Source organism: Amycolatopsis ponsaeliensis (assembly GCF_030182635.1).
Taxonomy (GTDB): Bacteria; Actinomycetota; Actinomycetes; order Mycobacteriales; family Pseudonocardiaceae; genus Amycolatopsis; species Amycolatopsis ponsaeliensis.
This window is the reverse complement of record NZ_JAPZLD010000032.1, coordinates 39578-57333: the sequence shown is the minus strand read 5'-3', so window position 1 is coordinate 57333 and position 17756 is coordinate 39578. Positions and strand designations below refer to the sequence as shown.

At 71.5% G+C, this 17756-nt stretch carries 17 protein-coding genes; 8 read left to right on the top strand and 9 right to left on the bottom strand.

Features of this window, described 5'->3' with window-relative positions:
• Positions 1–162 precede the first annotated feature (162 nt).
• Entirely contained in the window at positions 163–1896 is a 1734-nt protein-coding gene (kstD, locus tag QQ657_RS36960; protein WP_284746970.1) for a 3-oxosteroid 1-dehydrogenase, read from the top strand.
• On the opposite strand, the gene QQ657_RS36955 is transcribed toward kstD, so the two are convergent.
• The 5 genes from QQ657_RS36955 to QQ657_RS36935 all read right to left on the bottom strand — a co-directional run bounded on the left by QQ657_RS36955 (position 1893) and on the right by QQ657_RS36935 (position 8356).
• Complete coding sequence (locus tag QQ657_RS36955; RefSeq protein WP_284746969.1) at positions 1893–2921, bottom strand: LLM class flavin-dependent oxidoreductase; 1029 nt, start codon at positions 2919–2921, stop codon at positions 1893–1895. The genes kstD and QQ657_RS36955 overlap by 4 nt on opposite strands.
• Before the next feature lie 226 nt (positions 2922–3147).
• On the bottom strand, positions 3148–4317 hold the full coding sequence (locus QQ657_RS36950) for a Glu/Leu/Phe/Val dehydrogenase dimerization domain-containing protein (RefSeq protein ID WP_284746968.1): 1170 nt from the start codon (positions 4315–4317) through the stop codon (positions 3148–3150).
• The gene (locus tag QQ657_RS36945) at positions 4314–4928 is read right to left on the bottom strand and encodes a TetR/AcrR family transcriptional regulator (protein ID WP_284746967.1); all 615 of its coding nucleotides are present in this window, start codon (positions 4926–4928) and stop codon (positions 4314–4316) included. The genes QQ657_RS36950 and QQ657_RS36945 overlap by 4 nt, the downstream gene beginning before the upstream one ends.
• 49 nt (positions 4929–4977) lie before the next feature.
• Positions 4978–5817 carry a hypothetical protein gene (locus QQ657_RS36940; protein ID WP_284746966.1) on the bottom strand — a complete coding sequence of 280 codons (840 nt, stop codon included), beginning with the start codon at positions 5815–5817 and terminating at the stop codon, positions 4978–4980.
• Positions 5818–6655: 838 nt separating this feature from the next.
• Positions 6656–8356, bottom strand: a complete 1701-nt coding sequence (locus tag QQ657_RS36935; protein WP_284746965.1) for a TIGR03086 family metal-binding protein — start codon at positions 8354–8356, stop codon at positions 6656–6658.
• Positions 8357–8442: 86 nt separating this feature from the next.
• Between QQ657_RS36935 and QQ657_RS36930 the strand changes: the two genes are divergently transcribed.
• The gene (locus QQ657_RS36930) at positions 8443–9072 is read left to right on the top strand and encodes a TetR/AcrR family transcriptional regulator (protein WP_284746964.1); all 630 of its coding nucleotides are present in this window, start codon (positions 8443–8445) and stop codon (positions 9070–9072) included.
• Between the two features lie 176 nt (positions 9073–9248).
• Positions 9249–10076 carry a DUF11 domain-containing protein gene (locus tag QQ657_RS36925; RefSeq protein WP_284746963.1) on the top strand — a complete coding sequence of 276 codons (828 nt, stop codon included), beginning with the start codon at positions 9249–9251 and terminating at the stop codon, positions 10074–10076.
• An 81-nt stretch (positions 10077–10157) separates the two neighbouring features.
• Here QQ657_RS36925 and QQ657_RS36920 read toward each other — a convergent pair whose 3' ends face one another.
• Positions 10158–10910 carry a trypsin-like serine peptidase gene (locus tag QQ657_RS36920; protein WP_284746962.1) on the bottom strand — a complete coding sequence of 251 codons (753 nt, stop codon included), beginning with the start codon at positions 10908–10910 and terminating at the stop codon, positions 10158–10160.
• 309 nt (positions 10911–11219) lie between these two features.
• Here QQ657_RS36920 and QQ657_RS36915 point away from each other — a divergent pair, with 309 nt between their 5' ends.
• Positions 11220–11621 carry an alpha/beta fold hydrolase gene (locus QQ657_RS36915; protein WP_284746961.1) on the top strand — a complete coding sequence of 134 codons (402 nt, stop codon included), beginning with the start codon at positions 11220–11222 and terminating at the stop codon, positions 11619–11621.
• Here QQ657_RS36915 and QQ657_RS36910 read toward each other — a convergent pair.
• Entirely contained in the window at positions 11618–12274 is a 657-nt protein-coding gene (locus QQ657_RS36910) for a rhomboid family intramembrane serine protease (protein WP_284746960.1), read from the bottom strand. The genes QQ657_RS36915 and QQ657_RS36910 overlap by 4 nt on opposite strands.
• A 115-nt stretch (positions 12275–12389) precedes the next feature.
• Between QQ657_RS36910 and QQ657_RS36905 the strand changes: the two genes are divergently transcribed.
• The 3 genes from QQ657_RS36905 to QQ657_RS36895 are packed head-to-tail and all read left to right on the top strand — an operon-like array spanning position 12390 to position 15264.
• Positions 12390–13517, top strand: coding sequence for a hypothetical protein (locus QQ657_RS36905; RefSeq protein WP_284746959.1), 1128 nt, complete (start codon positions 12390–12392; stop codon positions 13515–13517).
• On the top strand, positions 13514–14425 hold the full coding sequence (locus QQ657_RS36900; RefSeq protein WP_284746958.1) for an ABC transporter ATP-binding protein: 912 nt from the start codon (positions 13514–13516) through the stop codon (positions 14423–14425). The genes QQ657_RS36905 and QQ657_RS36900 overlap by 4 nt, the downstream gene beginning before the upstream one ends.
• Entirely contained in the window at positions 14422–15264 is an 843-nt protein-coding gene (locus QQ657_RS36895; RefSeq protein WP_284746957.1) for an ABC transporter permease, read from the top strand. The genes QQ657_RS36900 and QQ657_RS36895 overlap by 4 nt, the downstream gene beginning before the upstream one ends.
• On the opposite strand, the gene QQ657_RS36890 is transcribed toward QQ657_RS36895, so the two are convergent.
• Positions 15254–16060 (bottom strand): esterase/lipase family protein, encoded by an 807-nt coding sequence (locus tag QQ657_RS36890; RefSeq protein WP_284746956.1) that lies wholly within the window; start codon positions 16058–16060, stop codon positions 15254–15256. The genes QQ657_RS36895 and QQ657_RS36890 overlap by 11 nt on opposite strands.
• Before the next feature lie 259 nt (positions 16061–16319).
• Here QQ657_RS36890 and QQ657_RS36885 point away from each other — a divergent pair, with 259 nt between their 5' ends.
• Positions 16320–16499, top strand: a complete 180-nt coding sequence (locus QQ657_RS36885; RefSeq protein ID WP_284746955.1) for a hypothetical protein — start codon at positions 16320–16322, stop codon at positions 16497–16499.
• Here the strand turns inward: QQ657_RS36885 and QQ657_RS36880 are convergent.
• The gene (locus QQ657_RS36880) at positions 16496–17689 is read right to left on the bottom strand and encodes a glycoside hydrolase family 64 protein (protein WP_284746954.1); all 1194 of its coding nucleotides are present in this window, start codon (positions 17687–17689) and stop codon (positions 16496–16498) included. The two genes, QQ657_RS36885 and QQ657_RS36880, sit on opposite strands and share 4 nt — an antisense overlap.
• Positions 17690–17756 lie beyond the last annotated feature (67 nt).

The window sequence follows — 17756 nt, the reverse complement described above, 5'->3', positions numbered from 1 at the left end:
TAAGATGAGGGATTCGTCAACTTCGTCGAGCCGGTGCGGCGAATGTCGTCATGGGTTGCGGCCACTGGTCTACATGGCTGCTCCAAGCGGGTAGAACATGTTCCAGTTTCCCGAGTGGACCGACACCATGACCTTCGCCGTTCCGCGAGCGAGGAGTGCGCCATGGATGCCGACCTGACCCGCCGCCAGATCCTGCGCGGCACCGCGGCGGGCGTGGGCCTCGCCGTGACGTCCGGGCTCGCGGCGGCACCGGCCGCGGGCGCCGCGCCACTCGTGGGGGAGTACGACGTCGTCGTGGTCGGCTCCGGCGCGGCCGGGATGACCGCGGCGCTGACGGCGGCGAAGCGCGGGCTCAGCGTCGTCGTGCTGGAGAAGGCGCCGACGTTCGGCGGGTCGGCGGCGCGGTCCGGCGCCGGGATCTGGATCCCGAACAACCCGGTGCTGCTCGCCGCCGGTGTGCCGGACACGCCGGCGAAGGCCGCGCAGTACCTCGCCGCCGTCGTCGGGCCGGACGTCCCGGCCGCGCGGCAGGACGCGTTCCTGCGCAACGGCCCCGAAATGATCGCGTTCGTCATGGCGAACAGCCCGCTGCGGTTCCGGTGGATGGAGGGCTACAGCGACTACTACCCGGAGCTGCCGGGCGGGCTGCCGAACGGCCGCTCGATCGAACCGGACCAGTTCGACGGGAACCTGCTCGGCGCCGAACTGGCGAACCTGAACCCGGCGTACCTCGCGACGCCGCCGGGGCTCGTCGTGTTCAGTGCCGACTACAAGTGGCTGAACCTGGCCGCGGTCAACGCGAAGGGCGCGGCGGTCGCCGCCGCCTGTCTCGCCCGCGGCACGGCCGCCGCGCTGGCCGGGCAGAAGCCGTTGACGATGGGGCAGTCGCTTGCCGCGAGTCTGCGGGTGGGCCTGCTCAGGGCGAACGTCCCGGTGCTGCTGAACACGCCGTTGCTCGACCTGAACGTCGAAAGCGGCGCGGTGACCGGGGTTCTCGTGCCGGGCGGACTGGTGCGGGCCCGGCGTGGCGTGATCGTCGGCTCGGGCGGGTTCGAGCACAACGCCGCGATGCGCGCGCAGTACCAGCGGCAACCGATCGGCACCGCCTGGACCGTCGGGGCCAAGGAGAACACCGGCGACGGCCACCGTGCCGGGCAGCGCGCCGGCGCGGCGCTCGACCTGATGGACGACGCGTGGTGGGGTCCGGCCATCCCGATCCCCGGCGACCCGTACTTCTGCCTGGCGGAGCGGACCCTGCCCGGCGGGCTGATCGTCAACCAGGCCGGCAAGCGGTTCGTCAACGAAGCCGCACCCTACAGCGACGTCGTGCACACGATGTACGACAAGAACCCGACGGCGCCGGACATTCCCGCGTGGCTCGTCGTCGACCAGAACTACCGCAACAAGTACCTGTTCCGCGACACCTTGCCATTGCTGCCGCTGCCGGACGCCTGGTACACCGCGGGCGCGGTCTTCAAGGCGTCGAGCATCCAGGCGCTCGGCTCGGCGATCGGTGTGCCGTCCGCTGCGTTGAAGTCCACTGTGGATCGCTTCAACGGCTTCGCGTGGTCCGGAGTGGACGGTGACTTCCGGCGCGGCGCGAGCGCGTACGACCACTACTACACCGATCCGCTGGTGCTGCCCAACTCCTGCCTCGCGCCGCTGTGGGCCCCGCCGTTCTACGCGTTCAAGATCGTGCCCGGCGACCTCGGCACGAAGGGTGGCATGCGCACGGACGCCCGGGCGCGCGTGCTCCGCGCGGACGGCACGGTGATCCCGGGTCTGTACGCCGCCGGCAACGCGAGCGCGGCGGTGATGGGGCACAGCTACGCGGGCGCCGGCTCGACGATCGGCCCGGCGATGACGTTCGGGTACATCGCCGGGAACGACGTCTAGAACTCCTTCTGCACCAACGGAAGGACTTCGGTACCGAGCAGTTCGATGGCGCGCATGACGTTCTTGTGCGGCACGCCGGACCAGTCCATCTGCAGCGCGTAGCGGTCCGCGCCGGTGAGCTTCCCGACGGTGATCAGCCGTTCGGCGATCTCCTGCGGGCTGCCGACGAACAGGGCCTGCGCGTCGTGGGTGTACCGGTCGTACTCGGCGCGGGTCGGGACCGCCCAGCCGCGGGCTTTCGCGCCGTACTTCATCGTTTCGAGCCAGTACGGGTAGAAGGTCTCCTTGGCGTCCTGCGAGTTCTCGGCGACGAAGCCGATGGCGCTCATGGTGACGTGGAGGTCTTCTTTCCGGTGCTCGCCGGCCTCGCCCGCCTGACGGTAGAGATCGACGAGCGGCGCGAACCGCTCGGGCCGGCCGCCGATCACGGCGTAGACGACGGGCAGCCCCAGCAGCCCGGCGCGAATCGACGACTCGGGGTTGCCGCCGGTGCCGATCGAGATGCGCAGGCGGTCGCCGTACGGGCGGGGCAGGATCCGGGCGTTTTCCAGCGGTGGGCGGAACTTGCCGGACCAGGTGAGGGGGTCTTCGCGGTCGATGCGGAGGAGGAGGGCGAGCTTCTCCTCGAAGAGTTCGTCGTAGTCGCCGAGGTCGTTGCCGAAGAGCGGGAAGGACTCGGTGAACGACCCGCGGCCGGCGAGCAGTTCGGCTCGGCCGTGGCTGAGCTGGTCGAGGGTGGTGAACTGCTGGTAGACGCGGACCGGGTCTTCGGTGCTGAGGACGGTCACTGCGGAGCTGAGGGTGATTTGGGTGGTGACGCTCGCTGCTGCGGCCAGGACCGTGCCCGGGTTCGAGATCGCGTACTGGTCCAGGTGGTGTTCGCCGAGGCCGTAGAAGCCGAGGCCGAGTTCGTCGGCGAGTTTGATGCGTTCGAGGGTGTTGGCCAGCGTCTGCGCGACGGACGGCTGGTCGCCGGTGCGCGGGTCCGGGGCGCGGTCGCCGAAGCTGTAGATGCCGAGTTTCATGGAGCGTTCAACTATCTGAGGGGCGGATTCGTTCCCGGCTGGGCGGGGGTGACCGATCGTTCTTGCTGCGGGTGGGTGCGAGAGGGCCGTTCGCGCTGCTGGGGAGGGTGACCGATCGTTCTTGCGGCAGACGGGCGCGAACGGTCCGTTCGTGCCGTGAGAGAGGGCGAACGATCGTTCTTTCTGGGGCGGGCAGGGTGACCGATCGTTCTTGCCGTCGGGCGACTCAGCCGAAGCGGGACTGGATGGCCTCGAGGTTCTTCTCCGACAGCTGCAGAGCGGCGGCGCGGAGACTGAGCCCGTCGAGGGTGGCCCGCTCGAACATGCCCGTCACGAGGTCGCGCATCCGCGTCCGCACCTTGTCGAAGGCCTCCTCCGCGTCCGCGCCGACATCGCCGAAGAGCGTCCACCACCACCAGGAGTTGGTCGCCGAGTTGGCCACGAAGTCCGGCAGCACGCGGATCCCCCTGGCCGCGAGCAGCTCCTCGGCGTCGGCCGTCACCGGCATGTTCGCGGCCTCGACGATGAGCTTCGCGCCGATCTTGGCCTGGTTATCGCCGTCGACGCAGTACGAGATCGCGGCCGGCACGAGCACCTCGGCTGGAACCTCGAGCCACGCCTCGGGTGGGAGGAGCTCGTCGCCCGCCCTGAGGTTGTCGCGGTCGATGCCGCCGAAGCGGTCGCGGTGGCGCAGCAGGTTCTCGACGTCGAGACCGTCCGGGTTCACGACGATCCCGCGCACGTCCGAGACGCCGACCACCTGGAGGCCGGCTTCGGCGAGGAACCGCGCCGTCGCGCCGCCCATCGAGCCGAACCCCTGGACGACGACGCGGTTCGGACCGCCGAGCCCGAGCATTTCGAGCCCGGTGAGCGTGGCCTGGGCGACGCCGAGGCCGCCGACCAGCTCGTCGAGCCCGAGGCCGCCGACCTCGATGCGGAAGGCGTCGGCCAGCCGCTCGGTCGCCGCGTCGCGGTCTTCGAGCAGCGGGTAGATCGCCTGGACCGAGCTGAGCAGGCCGATCTCCGCGATGACGCCGTCGATGACGTCCTGGCGCAGGCCGAGGTCCTCGCCCATGGTCCAGTAGCGCTCGATCAGCGGGCGCATGGCGTGCAGGTAGCGGGCGACGACGTCGCGGGCGCGCTCGTCGTACGGGTCGAAGTCGATGCCGCCCTTGGCGCCGCCGAGGGGGACGTACCGGCCGTCGGGGTCGTAGTTGAGGCCCTCCTTGAGCGTCATGCCCCTCGCCAGGCCGCGGACCTCGAACAGCGTGCAGCCGCGGCGCATCCGCAGGCCGCCGCTGGCCACGCCGCGAACCAGCCGGTCGATCACCAGGTAGCCCCGGCACCCGGTGACCGGGTCGGTCCACGCCACTTCGAGCAACGCCGGCCCGGTCATCGATCCTCCGCGGTCAGTGCCGGTTCGGGCACGCCGAGCTCGTGGGTCAGTGCCTGGGCGACCCACCGGGCACAGTCGTCGGCGGTGACGGTGCCCTCGCGCGCGACGAACTGCACGGCGAGCCCGTCGAGCAGGGCGGTCAGCCGCCACGCCGCCCCCTGCGGGTCGGGGCACCGGAACTCGCCGGCGGCGACGCCCTCGGTGATGAGCGAGACGACGGCGTCGCGCCACCGCAGGTCGAGCCGCTGGACGACCTCCCGCAACTCGGCGTCCCGCATCGCCGCGGCGCCGGCCTCGATCCACAGGTGCCAGCCGGCGGTGGGCTCGGTCGGCCCGTAGAGGACGAGGACGGCGCGAAGCCGTTCGCCGGCCGGGCCGGGACGGGCCAGCTCGTCGCGCAGGACGGCGAGGTTGCGCTCGGCGGCCTGGCGGAACGCCTCGATGATAAGGGCTTCGAGGGTGCCGAAGTGGTAGAAGATCAAGGCGGTGCTGACGTCGAGGGCCTTCGCGACATCGGCGGCCCGCACGCCGGCGATGCCGCGGGCCCGGACCCGTTCGAGCGCGGCGAGCACGATCTCCTCCCGCCGGACTGCCACCGCCTTGCGCGTCATGCGGTCACCGTACCGAGGGGGTGCCGCCGGGGCAGGATCCGAACGTCGGTCAGCAGCGCAGTTCGGTGACGAGCGCCCGCAGCCAGGGGCCGGCGATCGCGGGCTCGGCGGAGATCGTCCGGACGAGCCTGTCACGCACTGCGGTGGACCGGCCGGCGTCGACGAGCGCGAAGGCTTCGGCCAGCGCGCGGCGCGTCGCCTTGCCGTGGTCGGGGGTCCGGACGGTCTCGTCGGTCCAGCGCTGCCGCGGGAACGACGGGGTCAGCTTCGGCTGGTCGTTGCCGAAGTAGAACCAGACGTCCCGCGCGAGCGAGACGTTCCGAACCGCCGCGGCGGGCAGTTCCCGCGTCCAGGCGACGTCTTCTTGCCAGCGCCAGGCGTCCGGACGGATCGGCTGGCGCAGGGTGACGCCGAGGAACCGCAGCTTGCGCCGGATGACGTGCCATGCTTCGCGGTCTTCGTCGATCCAGTCGCGCAGCTGGACGTACAGCTCGGTGAAGGTGTCGCCTTCGTAGACGAGGTCGACGAAGACGGTCGGCCGGGTCCCGCGAGCCAGGGCGGGAGGAGTGATCCCGGCGGCGGCGAGGTTTTCCCGCAGCAGCCGCACATCCCGGCGGCCGAAACCGTGCCGCGGCTTGAGCGAGAGCGGAAGCCGGCACACGCGATCCCGCCACGACGTGTGTTCGAGGGCGCCGGAGAGGAGGTCGTGCATGCTGTCCAGCGACCGGCCGACGAAGTGGAGCTCGCCGTCACCGCAACGGGCGAGGACCTTGGCGGTGCACGTGGTGAGGTCGCCGAGGAACCAGAGGCGCGGCTTTTCGGTGTCGTCGAGGAGCGTCCCGACCTGGTCGGGACGCACCAGGTCCCACCGGAACGGTCGGTTCGTCATGCGGCCAGGGTAGGTTCGGGATCCGTTGGGGGGCAACGGATTTTCGCGGGCTTCGGGGTCGGCGGTTTCGGGGAGCGACGGCTGGGGAGGTCGCGAGCCGCGGTTGCCGTGGACTCGAACGGATCTGCGGCCGGAGTGCCGGAGTGCCGGTGGTTGCGGGATTTCGCTGTGGGTGACGCGAATCTGGCGCGGCGGCGCTTGGTCGGGTGGCTCGATGGGTGGAGGCGAAGTGCGGGCGCGGGGTGGTGTGTGGAGCAGAGCCGGCAGGGAATCGGAGTTGACGCTGGGGAGGAACAGCTGCGGTGGCGCCGGACTGGTCGCCGCTGCGGAGATCGCGATGGCGGGACGCCGCCAAGGGGCGCAGGCGAGATCGACCCGACGGGCGAGGGTGGCGCACTTGTCGACGGGGTGGCGAGTCGGCGGGCGGGATGGCCGACGAGGTGGCGGGCGACGACGGTGGCCGGCCGATGCGCGGACTCACTGATGGTGTGGCGAATGGACTCGCGGACGAGATGGCGGGTGCGAGTCGACGGGCGGACCGGCCGAGGTGGTCGCGTGCGCCGGGGTGAAGGGGTGGTGAGGCGACGGACTGGTGAGTTGACGACGTGCTGGGTAACGAGCGGACTTGCCGACCAGGTAGTGGGCTGGCGCGCCCGGCGAGGTGGCGGGGGCTGCAAGGGGACGGACGGGTCGGGTGACGGGCGACGAGGCAGTGGAGCGACAAAGGTGGCGGGCCGAACGGGCAGGCGCGGCCGACAGGGGAGCGATGGCCGTGGGGAAACGGCTGGGCCGGGGGACCGCGCTGGCGGTTCCTCGGCCCAGCAACGGAAGCAGTCCCTCAAGCCGTCCAGTTCGGGTTGCGGCCCAAGTAGCGCAGCAGCCCTGATGCCGCGTCGTCGTCCGCCTGGCCCTCCAGGGCCGGTGCGTACGCGAACCCTCGCAGGGGCTCCGCCAGCTCCTTCGCCACCGGCAGCAGCGCCGCTGCAATCTCCTGCGTCAGCGGGGATTGCTGGCCCGTTGCGATTGCGATGTCCCATGCGTGCACCGCTGCGTCCAATGCTGCCGCTCCCATCGCCACCGCTGCCGGGAGGGCGCCCTGGGGCAAGGGGGTCGGTACCGCCGCCGCGTCCGGGGACACCGTTGCGAACGCCGCTGCCGCTGCGGCCAGCTTGGGCTCCAGGAACTCCGCTACGTCCTCGAGCTCGCCCGACGGCGCGAACGGGTTGAAGTCCGGGCCCGGCTCGCCCGTGATGAAAGCCGCGTAGCCCTGCTGGTCGCCTCCCGCGTGCTGGAGGACCTGGGTCACCGTCCACTCCGCGCACGGCGTCGGGAGCGAGCCGTCCGTGATGCCTGCCGCTGCCGTGCGCAGTGCCTGGTGAGCGGAGGCCAGCAGGGGCCACGGCGAAGTGAGGCCGGCGAAGAACGTGCGGATGTCCGCCACCAGGATCTCCGGGGCCTCGTGCGCCGAGTAGTGGCCGGCCGCGTCGCGGGGGCCGCCGCCGCTGCCGGACTTCGCGTCGTACGCGTTCCAGCTGATGATGTTCGCGTGGTCTCGCTCGGCGAAACGGCGGATCGACTGGAAGTCGCCCGCGAACATCGCCAGGCCTGTCGGGACCGTGGTCGGAGCCGACTCCTGCGACTGCGTGTGCGCGTCCTCGTAGTAGAAGCGGATCGACGAGCCGCCCGTGCCCGTCAGCCAGTACAGCGCCACGTTCGCGAGGACGAAGTCCGCGTCCAGGTGCTCGCCGAACAGCTGCGCGTTCCACGCCAGCAGCGCCAGCGGGGAGTCGGCCAGCGCGAACGCCAGGGTGTGCGGCTGCTGGCTGTGCAGGGTGTTGAAGGAGAACATGTTCTCGTAGAACCACTGCAGGTGCGCGAGCGCGGCCTGGTCGGCCTCGCTCAGGTCCGCCATCTCCGCCGGGTCGCCGGACGGGAACGAGAACAGCTGCGTGACGTGCACGCCGACGACCTTCCCCGGCGCGAGCCGGCCGATCTCCGGCGAGATCATCGACCCCGCGTCGTTGCCCGCCGCGCCGTACGACTCGTAGCCCAGCCGGCTCATCAGCTCCGCCCACGCCGCCGCCGTGCGGTGCGTGCCCCAGCCCGCCGACCGCGTCGGGCCCGAGAAGCCGAAGCCCGGCAGCGACGGGATCACCAGGTGGAACGCCGGCGCGTCGGCCGACTCCGGCTCGGTCAGCGGGCCGATGACGTCCAGGTACTCGGCGATCGAGCCCGGCCAGCCGTGCGTCAGCACCAGCGGCGTCGCGTCCGCGCGGGACGACCGGACGTGCAGGAAGTGGATCGTTTCGCCGTCGATCTCCGTCACGAACTGCGGATACGCGTTGAGCCGCGCCTCGAACGCCCGCCAGTCGAACTTCTCCAGCCAGTACTCGGCCAGCGCGCGGACCCGCTCGTTCGTGACGCCGTACTCGGCGGGCAGGTCGTCCGGCCAGAGCGCCCGGCGCAGGCGCGCCTGCAGGTCGTCCAGGGCGGACTGGGGGATCTCGGCGCGGAACGGGCGAAGGGCGGGGACCGTCATGTCTGGCTCCTCGGGGAGTGGAACGGAATGCTTCGTTCCGAACTGTACCAGAGCGGAATGATCCGTTCCAGTGGTAATCTCGGTCCATGCCCGAGACCGCCTTGCCGGGCCGCCGCGCCCAGGCCGCCCGCAACGACTTCGTCATCCTCGACGCCGCCCGCCAGGTCTTCCTGGTGGACCCGAAGGCGCCGATCTCGCACGTCGCCGAGCGCGCGGGCGTCGGGATCAGCGCCCTCTACCGGCGCTACCCGAGCAAGGAGTTCCTGCTCTGCCGGCTCTGCCACGACGGCCTCCGCACCTACATCGCCGAGGCTGAGGCCGCCGACGAGGAGCCGGACGGCTGGACGGCGCTCACCGGCTTCCTCCGCCGGGTGGTCGACGCCGACGTCCACTCGCTGACCGTCCACCTCGCGGGCACGTTCACCCCGACCGAGGAGATGGGCGCCGACGCGCGGCGGGCGAACGAGCTGTCCGCGGGGCTCTTCGCGCGGGCGCGCGGGACCGGACGGCTCCGCGAAGACGCCGTCACCGAGGACATCGGCATGATCCTCGAGTGCTGTGCGGCGATCCGCGTGGACGACGCGGAGCGCACCACCCAGCTGCGCCGCCGCTACCTGGCGATGCTCGTCGAGGGGCTGGAAGCGGGAAAAGACCGCGAACTGCCGGGCCCGCCGCCGCGTCCGGGTGAGATGAACGGCCGCTGGCGTCCGTCCTGACGGCCGTGCCGCGGCGCGTCCGGATGGCGGTAACGAATGCCGGTTTTGCGACGACTGAACAGCGTCGGCTGTCCACCAAGACCACGCAGCATCTGTCAGAGCGGCATTCCCCGGACCGAAACGGCGAGATCAAGACTATGCAACGTAGCTGGCGAAGAACCACGATCCTGTCCTCGGTGGCCGCACTGGCCACGGCATTCATCGCGATGGCACCCGCCGCGCAGGCGGACGTGCCCTCCAGTTCTGTCGAAGTCAGCACCACCACGGTGCTCCCGGGACAGACGTTCACCATCTCGGAAACCGTGCACAACGACCGCGATTTCACGATCAGCTTCGCCAAGGCGGCCATTTACGGCACGCCGACCCCGATCACCGACATCGTCGACGTGGTGTCCTGCACCAACACGACGGAGGTCGGCTGCTTCCAGGCCGGGAGCAGCTACCGCGCCGCGTTCGGCGACCTCGAGGCGGGCGGCACGAAGACCACGGTGTGGACCTTGCGCGTCAAGGACACCGCGGCGCCGGGCGAGTTCACGCTGCAGCACCAGTTCGTGGGCGACAACTACTCGTTCGAGACGTTCGACGGCCCGGTCATCACGGTCGGCAACCCGTCGACGGCCGCCGACGTCAAGGTCGCGCTCGCCGCGGCCGGCCACGGTGGCCTGAACGCGCGCATCGACTACACGCTGACCGTGACGAACTCCGGCCCGTCCACCGCGACCGGAATCCGGGTCGTGGCAACGTATGCGTCGGGCCTGTCGTTCGGCAGCGCCACCGGCTGCACCCGCGTGGGGAGCACCCGGACGCTGAACTGTGACGTCGCCTCACTGGCGTCCGGTGCTTCGGCGACGGCGAAGTTCTCGGTCAACGGCGGCCTGCTGGCGCTCGGTTCGTACACCACGACGGCGGTGCGCACGGCCAGCTCGCCCGCGGATCCCAACGGTGCCAACGACAGCGCGTCGAAGACGTGCTCGGCACTCACCGGGCTCATCGTGACCTGCTGAGGGTTCGCGATAGGTGAACCGGGCTCGTGTCCTCCGCCAGGGACACGGGCCCGGTTCGCGTTTCCGGTCGTTTCCGGTGGTTCAGCCGTCGACCGAGGCGTACAGCTTCGCGATGTCGTCGTCGAAGTACGCGCTGTAGGAGACATCCGGGGTGTCGCCGCCGAGCTCGTAGCCGCCGATGACCCCGATGACCGCGCCGCCGGTCACCCACGGGCCGCCGCTGGTGCCGTCCGGGAAACCGGCGCACGCGACGCGCTGCTGGTAGGTGTCGGACCGTGTCGTGGTGCCGGTGCACACCACGGGGGAATCGGTGGAGTCGGGGTAGCCCGTCAGGGTGATCGTGTGGTCGAATCCGCGGTCGGTGCCGAGAACATTCGCGCCGGTGAGGCTTTCCAGCGAGGCCGTGTTCCCCGCCTGCTGAACGGTCAGGAACGCGAAATCCAGATCGGGGTCGGCCGAAGACGTCCAGCCGTCCGCGACGGTGACTCCGGTGACCGTCCACATTCCCAGCGGGGCGACACCGTCGTGATAACCCGGGGCGAAGGACATTCCGGTTTGGACACAGTGCGCGGCCGTCAGCACCAGGTCGCCGGCGCCGGAATGCACGACGCTCGCGGTGCAGAAATGGTGTCCGTTCGCGAACAATGCGCCGACCGGGGAAACCATTTTCTCCTGAGTCGCAGTTGCCGGAGTGGTCGAAGGCGTGGTGGTGACCGGCGCACCCGCGGCGTAGGCGTCATCGGCGGTCGTGTCGGTGCCGGCGACGAGACCGGCGCCGAGCACCAGAACGGCCGCCGCGGCCGCCAGCGCGGGCCTCAGGAAGGTGATCGCCACCGTTCCAGATCACCACACCGGCGCCGGGATGGCAGCGCAACGAAGCGGATGCACAGCGACTTCACAGCGGCTTGGACGTTGTTGATGTCGGAGGCATGTCGAGTTCGGTCCGGTCGCCGCGGACCACACGCGCTGGACGGCGGCCCGTGAGCAGCTCGCCCGGCGCCACCGCCTCGTCGACCGCCGTGGCCGGGGCCTGAGCTGGGAGGAGGCGCCCGAGTACGACATCCGGCGTGAAGGCGAGGACATCGCCGCGGTGACGGAGGCCGCTGGGGCGATGTCTACCTCGTCGCGCACTCGTACGGCGCCTTGTGCGCCCTGGAAGCCGTCCGGAAGACGGACGCGGTCACGCGGCTCGTGGCCTACGAGCCGCCCCGGCCGAAGCCGGGTGACAACGTCGTCGGGCCCGAGGAGATCCTCGAGATCTTCCCGCGGGAGGCCTTGCGGCTGAGCCCGGCGGACGTCGAGGCGATGCGGCGGACGCCAGTCCGGCCGGCCCGGGTGGCGGCCGCGCCCACGATCCCGCGGGAGCTGGAGGTCGTCGAGCGGGTCGCGTTCGACGAGCGTCTGGGCGAGATCGCGATCCCGGTCCGGTTGTTCGCCGGCACGGAGAGCCAGGAGTACCTGCGCCTGGCCGCCGGCGCCGTGGCCGAACGCATCCCCGGCGCCGACGTCGCCCCGTACCCCAACCTCCGTGACCAGTACAGCTAGGTGAGGTTCTTCGGCAGCAGCGTGGTCGCCGGGTCGGGGGCCGTGACCGGCTTGGGGCGGCGGTCGCGGAACAGCCAGCCGCCGATGATGCCGCCGGCGAAGCCGAACATGTGGCCCTGCCAGCTGACACCCTCCTGGGTCGGCAGCAGGGACGCGAACTGGTAGGCGAAGCACAGGGCCATCACCATCCCGATCACGATGTCGATCAGGTGCCGGTCGAACAGCCCGCGCACGATGATGTAGCCGAAGTAGCCGAAGACCAGGCCGCTGGCGCCGACCGTGACCGAGTTCGACGGCGAGATGAACCAGACGCCGAGACCGCTGGCGACGATGATCAGCACGCTCACGCCGAGCCACTTCTTCACCCCGCGGTAGGCGGCGAGGAAGCCGAACACGAACAGCGGCCCGGAGTTGCCTTCGATGTGGGCCCAGCTGGAGTGCATGAACGGCGCGCTGAAGATCTCCGGCAGCGACGCCGGGTCGCGCGGCTCGATGCCGAACTCGGTGCTCAGGTCGTAGCCGGTGGGGGCGTTGACGAGCTGGATCACCCACAGGACGGCCAGCAGGCCCACCATCACCCACAGGGCCTTCTTGGCCTCGGCGATCATCATCTCGGCGTCGCTGCGGGCCGGGCCCTCGCTGGTCGTGCTCATGTTCTCCCCCTGCTCGGTCTGCGCCGAGGATAACCGGACGAGGGGCGCGGACGCGGCGTTCCGGACCGAGCCGTGACCTGGCCATGGCGTACAAAGGACGAAGAGGTGATGCCGGATGACGCCCTCGGTGGTGCGGCACGCGAAGCGGCGCCGGTGGGCGGTCGTCGCCGCCGTGGCCGCGGTGCTCGTGTCCGTGCCGTCCGTCGTCGCCGCGCTCGCCCCGGCCGGTGGGCAGGTCGACCCCGGCCGGCTGCGCGAGCTCGTGCTCGGGTCCGCCGGGCGGCCGTACCAGGGGTACGCCGAAAGCGCCGGGTCGCTCGCCCTGCCGGAGCTGCCGAACCTCGCCCCGGTCACCGCGCTCTTCTCCATGCGCACGCCGATGCGCGCGTGGTACGCCGGGCCCGACCGCTACCGCGTCGACATCCTCGGCACGGCCGGCGAGCACGACGTCTACCGGCTGCCCGACGGCGAATACACCTGGGACTACGGCGACAACACGCTGACCGAGCTGGTCGGCGAGGCCGGCGTCCGGCTCCCGCGGGCCGGAGACCTGCTGCCGCCCGAGCTCGCGCGGCGGATCCTCCAGGCGGCGAAGGGCGACCCGGTCAGCGCGCTGCCAGGACGCAACGTCGCCGGCGTCGCCGCGTCCGGGCTGCGGCTCGTCCCCGCCGATCCGGCCACGACGATCGGGCGCGTCGACGTCTGGGCGGACCCGGCGACCGGCGTGGCCGTGCGCGTCGAGGTCACCGCGCGCGGGCAGCAGGCGCCGATCCTGGTCACCGAGTTCCAGCAGCTCGAGCAGACGACGCCGGTCGTCGAAGCGCCGCAGCCGGTACCCGGCTCGGGGTTCACCGTGGCCAGCGCCCCGGACGTCTCGAACGCGCTCGGCGCGCTGGGCCAGGTGCCGCTGCCGGCGACGCTCGCCGGGCGCCCGGTGGCGTCGTCGAAGTTCGGCGGTGTCGAGGGCGCCGCGCTCTACGGCACCGGGCTGGCGGCCTTCGCGGTCATCGCCGTGCCGCGCGCCGTCGGGAACGCCGCGAGCGACGCCGCCGCGAAGGCCGGCGCGGTGCAGACCAGGCTGCCCGCGGGCACCGTGGTGCAGCTGTCGATCACGCCGTTGTCGCTGGCGATCGTCCGCGCGTCGGCCTTCCGCCGCTCCTACCTGCTCGCCGGCACGGTGACGCCGGACGTGCTGAAGACCGTCGCGGAAGAGCTGTCCACGCTGCGCCGGAGCGGCCGATGATCGTCACGCGCGCGCTGACCAAACGGTACGGCCGCACCCTGGCGGTCGACGCCGTCGACCTGGCCGTCCGCGAAGGCGACCGCTACGGCTTCCTCGGCCCGAACGGCTCGGGCAAGACCACCCTGGTCCGGATGCTGCTCGGCCTGGTCTACGCGACCAGCGGGGAGATCGAGGTGCTCGGCAAGCCCGTCCCGAAGCGCGTCGCGGAGGTGCTGCCGGAGGTCGGCGCGCTCGTCGAGGGGCCGGCCGCGTACCCGCACCTGTCCGGGCGGCGCAACCTCGCCCTGCTCGACGCGGCCGGGCGCGGCGGCGGGCGGCGCACGCGGCGGCAGCGGATCGACGACGTGCTCGAGCAGGTCGGGCTCGGCGCGGTGGACCAGCGGCCGGTCAAGGCGTACTCGCTCGGCATGCGGCAACGCCTCGGGCTCGCCGGCGCGCTGCTGCGCAAACCCCGGCTGCTGATCCTCGACGAGCCGACCAACGGCCTCGACCCGCAGGGCATCAAGGAGATCCGGGAGCTGCTCGTCGAGCTGAACGCGGGCGGCACCACGGTGTTCCTGTCCAGTCACCTGCTGGCCGAGGTCGAACAGCTCTGCACGCGCGTCGGCGTCGTCGACCGCGGGCGGCTCGTGCTGGAGGACGACCTCGAGACGCTGCGGGCGGCGACCGGCCGGATCCTGGTCGGCACGCCGGACCCGGCCGAGGCGGTCGCCGTCCTCGACGGTCAGCTCGAGTCCCGTGACGGCGACCGTCTCGTCATCCGGCACGGCGACCCGGCGGCGCTGAACGCGCTGCTCGTCGAGGCGGGAGTGCGCGTGACGTCGATCCACGCGGAGCAGCGGACCCTCGAACAGGTCGTCCTCGACGTGACGGGTCCGGGGTCGGACCGGTTCGGGGCCGCCGGATGATCCTCGTCGAGCTGCGGAAGCTCGCGCTGCGGCCGCGGGTGTGGGTCAGCGTGCTGCTGCTCTGCCTGCTGCCCGCGATCGTCGGCGTCTTCCTGGCGACGGCCGACTTCGCGCCGCCGCCGGGGCAGGGTGGGGCGTTCCTGTCGGCGGTGGTGAGTGACGGCGCGCTGTTCCCGGCGGCCGCGCTCGCGCTCGTCCTGCCGTTGTTCCTGCCGATCGCGGTCGCCGTCACCGCGGGCGACTCGATCGCGGGCGAGGCGTCCACCGGCACCCTGCGGTACCTGCTGGTGCGCCCGGTCGGCCGGACGCGGCTGCTCGGCGCCAAGATGGTCGCGCTCGCCGTGTACGTGACCGCGGCGATCGTGATCGTCGTGCTGACGTCGCTGGTGCTCGGGGTGATCCTGTTCGGCACCGGCGGGACGCCCGGGGTCGCCGGGCCGGGCGGGCAGCCGACCGGGGTGACGTCGTTGTCGGGGCAGTCGCTCAGCTCGTCCGGGCTGGGCCTGCGGTTGCTGGGCGCGGTGTCCTACATCGTCGTGTCGATGCTCGGGTTCGCCGCGATCACGGTGTTCCTGTCGACGGTGAGCGACTCGGCGCTGGGGGCCGCGCTGGGCGGGCTGGCCGTGCTGATCACGAGCTCGGTGCTGGAGACGCTGGACGCGGCCGCGTCCGTGAAGCCCTATTTGCCGACGCACTACTGGCTGTCGTGGATCGACTTCTTCCGGGATCCCGTGCTGTGGCGCAACATCGACCACGGGCTGCTGCTGCAGGCGGGCTACATCGTCGTGTTCTTCGGGGCCGCGTGGGCGAACTTCGCGACCAAGGACGTCACGAGCTGAGGCACTCCGTCGGCGCTTCGAGCGGGCTGGTGCCGAGGGCCTGGAGGACGAGCTCGGTCACGGCGGGGTCGGTGGGGAGGTCGCCGTGGCCGGCCTGGTTGCCGGGGCAGACCTGCTGGAGGGCGACGTTGACGGCGCCGTCGAGCCGGGCGGACTCGGGCGGGGTGACCGTCTCGTCGCGTTCGGTCCACACCGAGAGCCACGGCAGGGTCGCCGGGATGGGTTCCTTCGCCAGCTCCCGCAGCAGCGTGCTGCCGGGAGCCAGCTGCACGCACGCGGTGGGACAGCCGCCCGGGACGAGCGCGCCGCCGGCCGCGGCGAGGCCGGTGCCGTGCATGGGCGCGCCGAGGGTGATCACCCGGCGGGCCTGGTGGTCACCGCCGTCGCGGCTGACCCACAGCCGGGCCACGACGCCGCCGGCGGAGTAGCCGATGACGTCCACCGAAGGCGCTCCGCGCGCGTACGCGTTCTCGACGGCTTCGGCCAGGACGCCGGCCTGTTCGAGCAGGTCACCGGTGCCGTCGCCGGCCAGGGTGAGGACTTCGGTGCCGCGGCCGGTGGCCTGCCGGATGCGGGCGGCGAGCTCGTTCAGGGCGCCTTGGCCGCCGCCGTAGCCGGGGACGAGCAGGACGGGCCCGGGCTTGGCCTGATCGGGCGTCCCGGCCCGCGGCGCGGCGCTGGTGCCGGTGGTGGCGAGGACGGCCGCGACGAGCACGGCCACCACGACGACGGCGACGCCGCCCATGAGCAGCCGCCGCCGCGGGCTGATGCCGCGCCACCAGGCCGTGATCCGCACGGCTCCATCATGACCCGGCGGGAGCGATGAGGGCGTGAGGGAAGCCGGATCCCGCGTGACGGAAGCCGGAACTCGCGTGACGGAAGCCGGAACTCGCGTGATTGAGCCCGGAACTCGCGAGTTCCGGCTCCGGTCACGCGAGTCGCGGCTCTGATCACGTGAGTTCCGGCCGGGACGTCACCCGTTCGGCGCTGAACCGGCCCGCCGTGGCCGCCGTGTCCGGAGTGGGAGTGTGGAGACAAAACCGGGGTGAGCTGACATGCGGATCCGGAAAATACTGCTCGTCGTACCGTTGCTGGTCCTGGACCTCGTCGCCTGCGGGCAGCCGACGGTCCTCGTCAAGGTGGGCAAGGCGGTGCCGGTGCCGGAGAGCACCGGCGTACCCGCCTGCACGTGGCTCGGGGATACGCCGGTGGTGCCGGCCGTCCTGCGGCTCTAGTTGAACGGGTCGAGCGTCAGGTAGGCCGTCGCCGGGTTGCCGTCGTTGACCAGGGATTCGAAGTGGCCCACGTCGTCGAAGGCGAACGCGTAGGCCTTGCCGTCGGCCATCTGCGCGTGGATCTTGCGCGCGTAGTGGTTCGTGACGGCGTCCAGGTAGAACCCGGCCGAGCTCGTGTCCGGCTGGTTCGCGTTCGTCAGCAACGTCGAGCGGTTGAAGCCCGCGCAGAGCGTGCGCGAGATCTGGCCGCGGACGTCGTTCGGTGCGTCGAGGTTCTTGTAACAGCCGAAAACGCTGTCGGAGTCGGGTTTCTGGAACGCCGTCACGAACCCGCCGGAGGTGTTCGTGAAGTTCATGACGTTGCCCGAGACGCGGCCGAAGTACTTGACGCTCGGCTGGTCGGCGACCGGTGTCACGGTCAGCGCCGACGAGCTGTACTTCGTCCAGACGCGGTTGATGTAGTCCTGCAGCACGTTCGCGGGCAGCACGCCCATCTCGATGCCGTGGCCCGGTGCGAGGGCGCGCAGGACCGTGCCGTCGGAGCGCGTGCGGATCAGGTTGGCCCAGCCGCCCGGCTGGCCGCGCAACGCGGTGTAGAAACCGTTGTAGCCGCCCGCTTTCAGGTGGCCGGTGCTCTTCGTCGTACCGCCGACCGGCTGCACGCCGACCGCGTACGGCGCGGAGAACATGTCGACCTGCGTGCTGTTGATCCAGAGCCCGCCGTCGTTGAGCGTGTACTCCGACCAGTTGAAGAGGATGTTCACGTTCGGGTCGGACGGGTTCTGGATCGCGGGCTGCACCAGGCCGCCGGTCGTGAGCTTGAAGACCAGCTTCTGCCCGTAGGAGAAGTAGATCCGGCCGGAGAACTTCGGGATCCGGATGGTGATCGACTGGCCGTTGGCGGGCCCGGGGATCGACGCGTCCGGCGCCGGGGTCGGCGGGTTCCCGCCGGCCGGCCAGGCGTGGAACGTGCCGCCGGCGTCGGCCCAGCCCTGCTGCCCGGTCGCCAGGTACGTGCCGAGGTCGTAGAGGTAGATCGGGTCGGCGCGGCCGGAGTTGTTGGTGATCTTCAACGGGATCGTGGCCGGGACGGCGTCGGCGGCCGGGGCGACGGCGGTGGCGAGCCCGGCGGCGACGGCGGCCGCCGCGGCCAGGGTGGTCAGTCGCCGGAAGAAGGGTCTGGTGCGCACGGGCGTCTCCTCGTCGAGGCCGGTGATCGCAAGTTGTCCAGACCATTGCAGGCGGTGTGGGGAACCG